At 32.8% G+C, this 12,363-nt stretch carries 9 protein-coding genes; all 9 read right to left on the bottom strand.

The features are described from left to right. Nucleotides 1-122: 122 nt before the first annotated feature. Nucleotides 123-362, bottom strand: coding sequence for an RNA chaperone Hfq (gene hfq / locus AC3WQX_RS03725; protein WP_002433967.1), 240 nt, complete (start codon nucleotides 360-362; stop codon nucleotides 123-125). After that, entirely contained in the window at nucleotides 316-1,314 is a 999-nt protein-coding gene (gene miaA / locus AC3WQX_RS03720) for a tRNA (adenosine(37)-N6)-dimethylallyltransferase MiaA (protein ID WP_492739823.1), read from the bottom strand. Before miaA ends, hfq begins: the two co-directional genes overlap by 47 nt. Nucleotides 1,315-1,318: 4 nt before the next feature. Next, nucleotides 1,319-2,254, bottom strand: coding sequence for an alpha/beta hydrolase (locus tag AC3WQX_RS03715; RefSeq protein WP_023350362.1), 936 nt, complete (start codon nucleotides 2,252-2,254; stop codon nucleotides 1,319-1,321). Between the two features lie 256 nt (nucleotides 2,255-2,510). After that, nucleotides 2,511-4,184: a glycerol-3-phosphate dehydrogenase/oxidase gene (locus tag AC3WQX_RS03710; protein ID WP_002470050.1), complete on the bottom strand. Its 1,674-nt coding sequence runs from the start codon at nucleotides 4,182-4,184 to the stop codon at nucleotides 2,511-2,513. Between the two features lie 178 nt (nucleotides 4,185-4,362). After that, on the bottom strand, nucleotides 4,363-5,862 hold the full coding sequence (gene glpK / locus AC3WQX_RS03705) for a glycerol kinase GlpK (RefSeq protein ID WP_492739820.1): 1,500 nt from the start codon (nucleotides 5,860-5,862) through the stop codon (nucleotides 4,363-4,365). A gap of 148 nt (nucleotides 5,863-6,010) precedes the next feature. Further along, a complete protein-coding gene (locus tag AC3WQX_RS03700) occupies nucleotides 6,011-6,829 on the bottom strand; it encodes an MIP/aquaporin family protein (protein ID WP_002433839.1) in 819 nt (272 codons plus the stop codon). Between the two features lie 303 nt (nucleotides 6,830-7,132). Next, nucleotides 7,133-7,666, bottom strand: coding sequence for a glycerol-3-phosphate responsive antiterminator (locus AC3WQX_RS03695; RefSeq protein ID WP_002433652.1), 534 nt, complete (start codon nucleotides 7,664-7,666; stop codon nucleotides 7,133-7,135). Nucleotides 7,667-7,679: 13 nt separating this feature from the next. Further along, the gene (mutL, locus tag AC3WQX_RS03690) at nucleotides 7,680-9,647 is read right to left on the bottom strand and encodes a DNA mismatch repair endonuclease MutL (RefSeq protein WP_023350363.1); all 1,968 of its coding nucleotides are present in this window, start codon (nucleotides 9,645-9,647) and stop codon (nucleotides 7,680-7,682) included. A 15-nt stretch (nucleotides 9,648-9,662) separates the two neighbouring features. Further along, nucleotides 9,663-12,272, bottom strand: coding sequence for a DNA mismatch repair protein MutS (mutS, locus tag AC3WQX_RS03685; RefSeq protein ID WP_023350364.1), 2,610 nt, complete (start codon nucleotides 12,270-12,272; stop codon nucleotides 9,663-9,665). Nucleotides 12,273-12,363: the final 91 nt, after the last annotated feature.

Raw genomic sequence — 12,363 nt, 5'->3', positions numbered from 1 at the left:
AAGTGCTTAGTGTTTTAAAACATTATCTTCAATAATTAAATGTATTTCATTGATTAGTAAAACCAACGATTAGATTTTACTTTCAACAAAATGGCGTTATTAATGCACTTTGATTACAACTTCTATTCTTCACTTTTTTCTTCAGTTGATTCTTCTGCTTCATTATCAACTGTGAAAGTGCTGATCGCATGTTTGTAAATCAGATGTTGTTTGCCTTGAGAATTTAAACTTACGACATATTTGTCAAAGTCTTCAATAACACCTTTCATTTGAAAGCCGTTTAAAAAGAATACAGTGACCTCAGTTTTGTCTGCTTTAAAGTTCTCTAGTGCTTGATCTTGGATGTTTTCGTTTGCAATCATGTTTAGAACTCCTTTTATTTATTTGGGTTGTAATCTCATCTAACATCATCTGAAGTGACATTTTTTCTTTATCTAACCAACGAACGTCCATTTTATTTTTAAACCAAGTTAATTGTCGTTTCGCATACTTACGTGAATGCTGTTTAAGTTTTTCAACAGCATCATCCATCTGTATATGACCTTTTACTACAGGTACGAGTTCTTTATATCCAATTGCTTGCATACTTTGACTTGATTCAAAACCTTGTTCTACGAGGTCTTGCACTTCTTTAAATAATCCGTGACCCAACATAATATCGACACGTTTATTTATTTTAAAATATAATGTTTCGCGCGACATTTCAATCCCAAATAATAATGTATCATAATTTTCAGTAAATTGTTGCACTTTCTTGCGAGAACTTAAAAGTTTTTTTGTTTTTAAATAGTATTCTATCGCTCGAAGTACTCTTTTTCGATTATTTGGATGAATATCTTCTGCAGAGTCACTATCAAAAGATGCTAGATACTGATGCAATTCTCCATTATTATAGTGTTTTAATTCTTCAAGTTGTGCTTGAACACGTTTCATTTGCTCTTCTGAAATAGTTTCATCTTCAAATGCATAATTATAAAGTAATGATTGTATGTAAAGGCCCGTGCCACCCGCGATAATAGGTAATTTACCTCTATTTGTAATATCTTCAATACATGCTTCTGCACGTTTTTTAAATTCAAATGCCGAAAACGACTCATCTGGTTCTAAGATGTCTATCATATGATGCGTGATACCATCCATTTCATCTTGTGTTACTTTAGCTGTTCCAATATCCATATTTTTATATACTTGCATTGAATCGCCACTAATGATTTCTCCATTAAATTTTTTGGCAACTTCAATACTTAATTCAGTTTTACCTGATGCTGTTGGTCCAACAATAACAACAATAAATGGCTTATGTTGATTCGTCATTTCGTTATTCACTCACTTTATTTTTCTTTAAAATTTGTTTCTCTATCCATTCAAACATATGTTGCCACGTTGTTTGATAGTCGTCTTCAAATAAAATTTCATGTCTTTTATTTTTATATAGCTGTACAGTAATGTGCTTAATACCTGATTTTTTATATAATTTACCTAATTGTTTGATTCCTTTTCCATAATCACCAAATGGATCTTCTTTTCCTGAAATCAATAAAATTGGCAATTGTTTGTTAAGTTTATCTAGACATTTAGGTTCTATTGTTAGCATCATAAATTTTACAGTTTGATAAATTAACTGATTAGATACTTTGAAACCACAGTATTCATCTTTAACAAATTTCTCTACCTCATCACGTCTTGTAGATATCCAATCACTTTCAGTTAAGGGATTGTCTATTCGTTTGTTAAATGATTTATTAACTAATTTATTCACCCAATTTACTCGACGGCGTTTTCCTAAAATCATCGTAATGAGTTTCAAAGCGAAAGTCGCCGGAACACCCTTCCATTTCGGGAACATGCCAGTACCTGTTAATATTAATCCATTTGCAAATTCTGGGTATCTCATAACAAATAATCTTGCAATAATAGAGCCCATAGAATGTCCAAGGACAACGTAAGGAACTATAAGTTCAGTACCATATAGTGTTTCAACTATCTCATACGCATCATCAGCGATCTGAGACATACTCTCAAAATGACCCCGTTCAACTTCATCAATATCTTTACCATGACCACGATGATTGTGTCTTAAAACATCGTATCCTTGTATATTCAACGCATTTACTAACTCGTCATAACGGTCCATATGTTCAGCCATACCATGAAAAAGATGAATAATACCGATAGTATTTTTCTTCGCTTTATCAACTTTAACTTCAATCATTGTTCCATCTTCAACAGTAATTTTAAATTGACTTTGACTCACAACATATGCCCCCGATCTTTCTAACTTCAAATTTAGGTTTAATTCAATGCGTTTATTTAAACCATTTTATAAATAATATACCGTGAGACATTGATGTAATCAAATCGTTTGCATATTAACATTACCCTCATTAATCATTTATTTTTAGAAAATGATGGCACAAAATTTGCAAATTAAAAAACTACTTATGAATGAAAGCGAGAGCCAACATTCACAAGTAGTTTATTAGATATTCATACGTTTTAATTCAACATGTTTATTCTTTAACTGCTGGTTGATTATTTCCAGTACGTGCTTGATCAATTGCTTCTTCTACTTCTTTAGTGTAAGACTCTTTTTGAGCATCTGAATAGTTAAGCATGTCAGCCATAACGTCAATAACAGCATCTTTATAATCTAAAACATCTTGAATATTGAAGTATAATTTACCTGAACGACGTACTAAGAAGTCAGTTGGTTTGTAAACCATTTCTTGTTGAATTCCGTAAACTAATTCCACATAAATTTCTAATGGTAAATGATTATCTTGTTGTTTAGCAGTTTGAGCTATGTTGAATAAATGATCTACGTTAGAACCATATTTACTAGCTAATCTACGTGCAACATCTTCTTCAATACCAAATCCTTTGGCTGCGTCAACTTTTTGGTCAACAAAGTGTTGATAGTTTTTACTACCACCTACGTCACCGCCAGAAATTTTAAGATATTTAGTTGCACATGGTTCAAATTTAAGTCCATGTTCTTGTTTTAAACGTTTAGCTAATAAGTCAACAATATCTAGTGCCATATGACGATAACCTGTTAACTTACCACCAGCAATAGTAAGTAGGCCTGATTCACCTTCCCAAACTTCATCTTTACGAGAAATTTCAGATGGGTCTTTACCTTCTTCTAAGATTAATGGACGAACACCTGCCCAAGTTGATTCGATATCTTCATCTTTAACATTAACACTTGGGAACATGTAATTAATTGCATCAATGAGATAATCTCTATCTTCTTGTGTAGTTAATGGTGTTGCTTTTTCGTTATCATAGAAAGTATCAGTTGTACCAACATATGCTTTACCTTCACGAGGTATAGCGAAAATCATACGACCATCTTTTTCAGTGTCGAAATAAACTGCTTGGCCTAATGGGAATTTAGATTGGTCGATAACAACGTGCACACCTTTAGTTAAACGTAGTTGTTTATTATTACGCGCATAGTCACCACTTCTCACTTCATCAACCCATGGACCAGAAGCATTAATTACTTTTTTAGCTTTAATACCGTATGTTTCTCCGTCAATCATATCTAATACTTCGATACCATTAACTTTTTTATTTGAATCATAAGTGAAATGTTCTGAACGAGTATAGTTAATGATTTCTGCACCTTTTTCAGCTGCTTTTTTCATAACTTCAATAGTTAAACGAGCGTCATCAGTACGGTATTCAACGTAATAACCGCCACCTTTTAAACCTTCTTGTTTAACTAATGGTTCTTTATCTAGTGTATCTTGTCTAGATAACATTTTTTTACGTTCAGATTTTTTAACACCAGCTAGTCTATCATACATTGTTAAACCGATAGCTGTTGAGAATTTACCGAATGTACCACCTTTATGCATTGGTAACAGCATCCATTCAGGTGTAGTTACATGTGGACCATTCTCATAAACAATTGCACGTTCTTTACCAGTTTCAGCAACAACGCCAACTTGTAATTGTTTTAAATATCTTAAACCACCATGAACAAGTTTAGTAGATCTAGAACTTGTACCTTGTGCGAAATCTTGCATTTCAACTAATGCTACTTTCATACCGCGGTTACTGGCGTCAAGAGCAATACCTGCACCTGTAATACCACCACCGACGATAACAACGTCATATTCATTTTCTCTTAAATTTTTCTTGATATGATCTCTTTTCAATGTAGATAATGCCATTATCTAAACGCCTCCTAGAAATAAATAAAAAACGAGACACCTATCCCACAACAACATTTAATTGTTTTGTACGAACAGATCTCTCGTTTCTCGATTTTCTTATTAACTTAAATAAAGTATATCACATTTAAGAAAATCAAGTCCATTTATTGCTCATTTTTCCTTTAAAAAATTTGTCTTAATCTTCTAATTTGAATACTTGAGTTGCTTCAACAGCTTTTTTCCAGCCTTTGTATAACTTAGTGCGTTGTTCATCTTCCATTTTTGGTTCAAATTCAGTTTCAAGCTTCCAACGTTCTCTAATATCTTCTTTATCGTCCCAGAATCCTACAGCTAAACCTGCTAAGTATGCAGCACCTAAAGCAGTAGTTTCTTGAATTTCAGGTCTTTCAACTGCTGTATTAACGATATCAGCTTGGAATTGCATTAGGAAGTTATTTTTAACTGCACCACCATCTACACGTAAGTTTTGTACTTCAATAGATGAATCTTTTGACATTGCTTCCATAACATCACGTGTTTGATAGCATAGTGATTCTAATGTTGCACGGATGAAGTGTTCCTTTTCAGTACCGCGAGTTAATCCGAAGAATGCGCCTCTAGCATCAGAATCCCAATAAGGCGTACCTAAGCCTACAAATGCTGGAACCATATAAACGCCTTCAGTTGAGTCCACACGTGAAGCGTAGTTCTCAGTTTGAGGTGCAGAATTAATCATTCTCAAACCATCACGTAACCATTGGATAGCTGAACCTGAAACAAAGATTGAACCTTCAAGCGCATAGTTCACTTTGCCGTCAATGCCATATGCAATAGTTGTTAATAATCCACTTTCTGATTTAACCGCTTCTTCACCTGTGTTCATTAACATAAAGCCACCTGTACCGTAAGTGTTTTTAACGTCTCCACGGTCGAAACAAGCTTGACCAAATAATGCAGCTTGTTGGTCACCAGCGATACCGGCAATAGGTACTTCTTGACCGAAGAAGTGATAATCTATAGTTTTAGCATACACTTCGCTTGATTCTTTAACTTCAGGAAGCATTTGTTTAGGAACATCTAAAATGTCTAATAGTTCATCATCCCATTTTAAATCATGAATATTGAACATTAAAGTACGACTAGCATTCGTATAATCAGTGATATGAGCCGCTTTACCTGACAACTTCCAAACTAACCAAGAATCAATAGTTCCGAATAATAAGTCTCCATTTTCTGCTTTCTCTCTTGCGCCATCAACATTATCTATAATCCATTTTACTTTAGTTCCTGCAAAATAAGGGTCTAATAGTAAACCTGTTTTATCTCTGAATGTTTCTTCATAACCTTGATCTTTTAATTCAGTACAAATATCTTGCGTTTGACGTGATTGCCAAACTATCGCGTGATAAATTGGTCGTCCGGTATTTTTATCCCAAACCACTGTTGTTTCACGTTGGTTAGTAATACCGATACCTTCAATTTGTTCAGATTGAATATCATTTTCATTCATAACTTCAGCCATTACTGAAAGAACTGAAGTCCAAATTTCGTTAGCATCATGTTCTACCCAACCTGAGTGTGGAAAATGTTGTTTAAATTCACGTTGAGAAACACCTTTAATTTCTCCATCTTTATTAAATAAGATTGCACGTGAACTTGTTGTTCCCTGATCGATTGATAAAATATATTTTTCCATAGGTTTTGACTCCTTTTGATGTGATTAATAATAAGCTTTATAAAGTTAACATTTTAAAACTATTTATAAAGTATCAACCATTATATCTATACACATAATTGAGAAATTTTAATCCCGATAATTATAATTATCTAATATATTGTTACTATTAGTAAATTGATTCAATGTCACCTTTTTTTGAAGATTTATTTAAAATTAACCCTAATACTAGAGTGATTACTACTACTAAAATTCCAACGGCACAACTTACATTAAATGTTTGTTTATAAAATACTTCGTAAATGACTGCACCGAGCATACCACCTGCAATAGGACCTAACACAGGCACTATAGCATATGACCAATTAGATTTACCCTTTCCTGCAATTGGCAATATTGCATGGGCAATACGTGGGCCTAAATCACGAGCTGGGTTAATTGCATAACCAGTAGGGCCTCCTAAACTTAAACCAATTGCTACAATTAAAGCGCCAACAATAAGTGGGTTTAATCCGTCAGCAATTTTATTCACACCAATAAATAGAATACCTAAAGTTAAAGCCATTGTACCGATTATCTCACTTAAAAAGTTGGCGAAATAATTTTTGATACCAGGTGCTGTAGAGAACACGCCTAATTTAACGTCAGGTTCTTCAGTGACTTTCCAATGTGGAAGATACATTAACCAAACGAGTGCACCACCAACGATACCACCTAACATCTGGCAAATGATATATCCTGGTACTTGAGCCCAACTGAATCCGCCATCCATGGCAAGAGCTATAGTTACAGCTGGGTTTAAATGTGCACCTGAGAATTTACCAACAGCGTAAGCACCCATTGACACGGCAAGTCCCCAACCCGCTGCGATAACAATCCAGTCAGCGTTGTTGCCTGCACTTCTCTTCAAGTTGACGTTTGCACATACGCCACCCCCGAAAAGGATTAGAATCGCAGTTCCTAAAAATTCTGCTAAATAAGCATTCATATAAATTCCTCCCAAAAAACAGAGAGACCCCTACCATAGCGATATTAAGCTCGTAGAAATCTCCCAGTCTCTGTTCTATTATTAACTTTTAAACTTGATACAATTTTACTATTGTGTTGTAAGCGTTGTCAATAACTTTGTAAAATAATTGTCATAATTAGTATTTATAATTATAAAAATAGTGATGAAATATTATTGATAACCAAAACACTTATTAAATATTTTAGTTTTATTGATAATTTTTTATAAAAAAAGAGTTGCTCAAAGAAGAAAATCATTCTTTAAACAACTCATAATTTGTAACTACCAGAGCTTTTGATAGCTTGTAGTAACATATTTAGCTCCACTAGATATGGCTTCTTGAATTTCTGCTTCATCATTGATTAATCCGCCCGCAATAACTGATGTTGTAGTCTCTTTTTGAATTTGATTAATCGCTTTACTAGCTATACCTGGTAATACTTCGACAAAATCTGGTTCGACTTTTTTAATTAACTCTATACTTCTAGTTAGTGCTTGGCTATCAATAATAAACACTCTAAATATCGTTAAGGTATTTAATGATTTGGCTTTCCTAATCACTTTTGTTTTTGTAGAAACGATACCTTTTGGTTGATATTGTTGAATGATATATTCACAAGCAAATTCATCATGGCTCAATCCTTTAATCAAATCGATATGAATATAACACTCTATATTATATTGCTTTAGTAACCCCATAATACTTTTCAAATGGCCGATATGCATATCTAACAATACACAAGCTTTATAGTTCGTCTTCGTTAATCTTTCAAGATCTCTCATGTTTCTAATAGCTGGTAAAATATTTTCTTTCAAGATAACAGCTCCTCTACATCACTCGTTTAAATAGTTTTTCTAATTCATAATTTGAAAAATTGATTATAATTGGTCTACCATGCGGACACGTAAATGGATCTTCTGCTTCTCTTAGTTGGTCAATTAAATCTGACATTTCGTTATTTTTTAAATAATGATTTGCTTTAATAGATTTCTTGCAAGACATCATAATCGCTGCATCTTCTCTTATCTTTTTCACATCTACTTTTTTATTTTCTAATACTAACTCAATCATATCTTTAATTATTTCCTGTGCTTCAGCTTTTGGAAACCATACTGGATAACTATTTACAATATAATCATGACCACCAAAATGCTCTAGGTGTATTCCAACTTTATCTAATTCATCTATATACTGGTCAATAATCATTTGTTCATCTTTTGAGAAATGAAATGTAAGAGGTATAAGTAAATTTTGAACTTCGTTAGATACTTCTCCTATTTTATCTCTAAAATATTCATACTTTATTCTCTCTTGCGCTGCATGTTGATCTATCATAAACATACCATTTTCATTTTGAGCAATAATATACGTTCCATGAACTTGGCCCACAACTTCCATGTATGGTACACGTCGCTTAGGATCTTGACTCACTGTACCTTTAATATCTTCTTCGTTATTAGAGGTTGATTCAGTATTTAAAAGGTAATCGTCCTCCATATCATTAAGTATGTCTTTTTGAACTTGAGAGTAATTATCCTCTTCGGAACGTTGTATATTATGAGAGGTAAATCCTTGCTCATTTTCATGGTTTGATAAAGTAGTATTTGTATCTTGGTAATTATTGATACCTTCTCTAATTTCTGAATCATTAGTATTGTAATGGTCCTTATTAGATGAAGGATGGGCGGTTGTTAAGTCGTCATTTGTCACTTCAGAATTTCGTTTTTCGAAATCCATTTTTTGTTGTTCAAATGATTCAAGGACTTTATTCTTTTTAGGCGTTCGGTCTAAATCATTTTGTGGAATCAGAATTCTATCATTGAATGCCTCTCTAATTTTTTCAACTATTAAATCATATAACTGGTCCTCTTTTGATAAACGAACTTCTAACTTAGTTGGATGTACATTAACATCTACTAAAATAGGATCCATTTCAATGTTGATATAGCAAATTGGATATCTGCCTATAGTTAATAATGTATGGTATCCTTCTAAAATAGCTTTGTTAAGAATAAAATTCTTGATATATCTACCATTAATAAAAATTGAAATATAATGCTTGTTACTTCTTGAATGTTCAGGTTTTGCAAAGAAACCTTCAAGATGATAATCACTTGTATCTCCTGAAATATGTACTAAATCTTTAGCAACTCTCATTCCATATATCTCTGCCATCACTTCATTCGTACGACCTGAACCGTTCGTGCTTATTAGTGTTTTGCCATCAGACACTAAAGAGATTCTAATATCAGGATGACTCATCGCCATTCGATTAACAATATCAGTTATCTTCCCTAATTCTGTATAAAGACTTTTAATATATTTTAAGCGCGCTGGTGTATTATAGAATAAGGATTCAACTAATATGTCTGTACCTTTTTTAGCTTTTGCTGGCTTACGATTAACGATCTCACCATTTTCAGCATATACTTCAAAGCCATTTTCATTATCTGTACACGTCTTTAATGTCACTTTAGATACTGATGAAATACTGGCTAAAGCCTCACCACGAAATCCTAAAGTTCTAATATGGAATAAGTCATCATCAACATCTAATTTGCTTGTTGCGTGTCTATGAAAGACAAGACTTAAATCATCTTGCTCAATACCTGTGCCGTTATCAACAACTCTAATTGAAGAAATACCTGATTGTTCCACTTCAATATTTATCTCGGTGGATTTTGCATCAATCGCGTTCTCCAATAATTCTTTAACTACAGAGCTGGGTCTCTCTACAACTTCGCCGGCTGCAATTTTGTTAGCTAATGAGGTTTGTAATTCTTTTATTTTTCCCATTTCTTACACCTACCTCTATCTTAATTGATTCTGTAACTCACTTAATTTCACAAGTGCCTCTATAGGCGTCATATTGGATAAATTCAAATTTTTAATTTCTAATTCTAATTCACTTTGTTCTTCACTATTATCAAATAAATCAAATGCAGCTTGTTCAAATGAATCTTTGATCATTGATTTGTCGTCACTATTGTGATGCTCATTTTTTACATTTTCATCATTTGTATGATTATTTGGTAATTCATTAGGCATAATTTGATTAGATGGTTTTTGTTCAAATTCATCTAGTATTACTTGAGCTCGACTTATTACTTCTTCTGGCAAATCAGCTAATTTAGCTACTTGTATACCATAACTATCATCGACGGCTCCATCTTTAACTTTATGCAAGAATATCAGTTCTCCTTGATATTCATCAGCAGCTACATGTACATTTTTTAAACATGGTAACATTTGATCTAGTGAAGTTAATTCATGATAATGAGTTGAAAATAGTGTTTTAGCATGAGAAGTTTGTGCTACATACTCAATCATGGCTTGTGCTAAAGCAAGTCCATCATAAGTAGATGTCCCTCTACCAATTTCATCAAAAATAATTAAACTATTTTCTGTAGCATAAGTTAACGCTTTTTGTGCTTCCAACATCTCTACCATAAATGTACTTTTACCTGAAACTAAGTCGTCAGCTGCACCTATTCTAGTAAAAATTTGATCAAATATAGGTAATATAGCAGAATCACAAGGTACGTATGCTCCCATTTGTGCCATAATGCTAATAATTGCTACTTGTCTCATGTAAGTTGACTTACCAGACATATTTGGCCCAGTTATGAGATAAATAAATGTATCATTGTTTAAACTACAATCGTTCGGCACATAATCGTTATGATCCATAACTCTCTCAACCACTGGATGTCTCGAATTCTCTAAATGTAAGGTTTTATCATCACTGAAAGATGGTCTTACATAATTATATTTTTGCGCAATTTCAGCAAAACTCTGTAGACAATCTAATTCAGAAATAATTTTAGCTTGTTGTTGTAACCTTTCAGTGTAAGTTTTAATGTGCTCACGCAATTTAACGAATAATTGATACTCTAATTCAATCGCTTTATCTTCGGCACCTAAAATGATATCTTCTTTTTCTTTCAATTCATCTGTAATAAAACGCTCTGCATTGGATAATGTTTGTTTGCGATTGTAGCCATAATCGCTAGGTTCAAATCCTTGCAAATTAGCACGTGTGATTTCAATAAAATAACCAAAAACCTTATTAAAACTTATCTTAAGAGACTTGATACCTGTACGCTCACGTTCCTTAGCCTGTAATTCTGCTAACCAATTTTTACCGTTCTTAGAAGCTTCTAAGTATTCATCTAGTTGTTCATTGAAACCTGTCTTGAATAATCCACCATCTTTAACTGAAATTGGAGGTTCTTCTACTAAACTCTCTTCTAATAGTTCTAAAAGATCATCTAACGGCTCAAGTTCACTAAATTGAGTAGTAGTTTGAGCATCTAATTCATTAAGTAATTCTTTAATATGTGGAATTTCTGATATTGAGTGCTTAAGCTGAATTAAATCTCTGGCATTCACATTGCCATAACTGACTCTACCTACCAATCTTTCAATATCATAAACTTGATTTAAATAATTACGTAAGGTATCTCTTTCGATAAAACGATTAATGAATTCTTCAACTATATTTAATCGATCATTAATTTGGTCTTTACTAATTAAAGGTCTATCTACCCATTGTTTTAATCTTCTAGCACCCATTGGTGTTTTTGTTTCATCCATCAACCAAAGTAAAGTACCCTTTTTAGATTTGAGTCTAATACTCTCTGTTAGTTCTAGATTACGTTTGGCATAGAAGTCCATCTTCATGAAATCAACAGCCGCATATTGTACAACTTCTTCTATATGAGATAAGTCTCTCTTTTGAGTATGATGAATATAATCTAGTAATAATTGTACAGATTTATACATTAGATTATGAGTAAGCTTATTAGTCTCGTATTGTTCATTTGATAGAGTCTCACGTACTGTAATTGTTTCTGTAGTCATACTAATTTGGCGTTTGAGTTCTTCAGATAATGCTTCATTAACAACAATTTCATTAGGATTTATCGTCGTTATTTCATTTAATAACGTCGCTTCGTCTTGAAAATGGGTAGACTTAAATTCTCCAGTAGAAACATCACAATAACTAAGTGCTATTTCTTCATCTTTTACAAAACTAAGAATGTAGTTATTTTGTTTTTCATCTACGCCACCTTGTTCCATGACTGTACCAGGAGTGACAATTCTTACAACTTCTCTTTTAACCATGCCTTTTGTTTGTTTAGGGTCTTCCATCTGTTCACAAATCGCTACTTTATACCCATTATTAATTAAGGTTTCAATATAACTATCTGCTGAATGATAAGGTACGCCACACATTGGGATTGGATTTTCTTTTTTAGCGTCTCTTTTAGTTAAGGTGATTTCAAGTACTCTTGAGGCTTCTTTGGCATCTTCAAAGAACATTTCATAGAAATCGCCGAGTCTAAAAAATAATAAACAATCATCATATTCTGATTTTATTTTTAAATATTGTTGCATCATCGGTGTTACATTCGCCATTTCTATTTTCACAACCCTTATTCATAAATATTTTTCTATTTTTAAAATTTTTTACGCACTGTTTTAACTCATACATTTTAACATATAAATA

The sequence above is a fragment of the Staphylococcus sp. FW104-15G4D genome (genome assembly GCF_058790135.1).
This window is presented reverse-complemented; position numbering and strand designations above follow the sequence as displayed.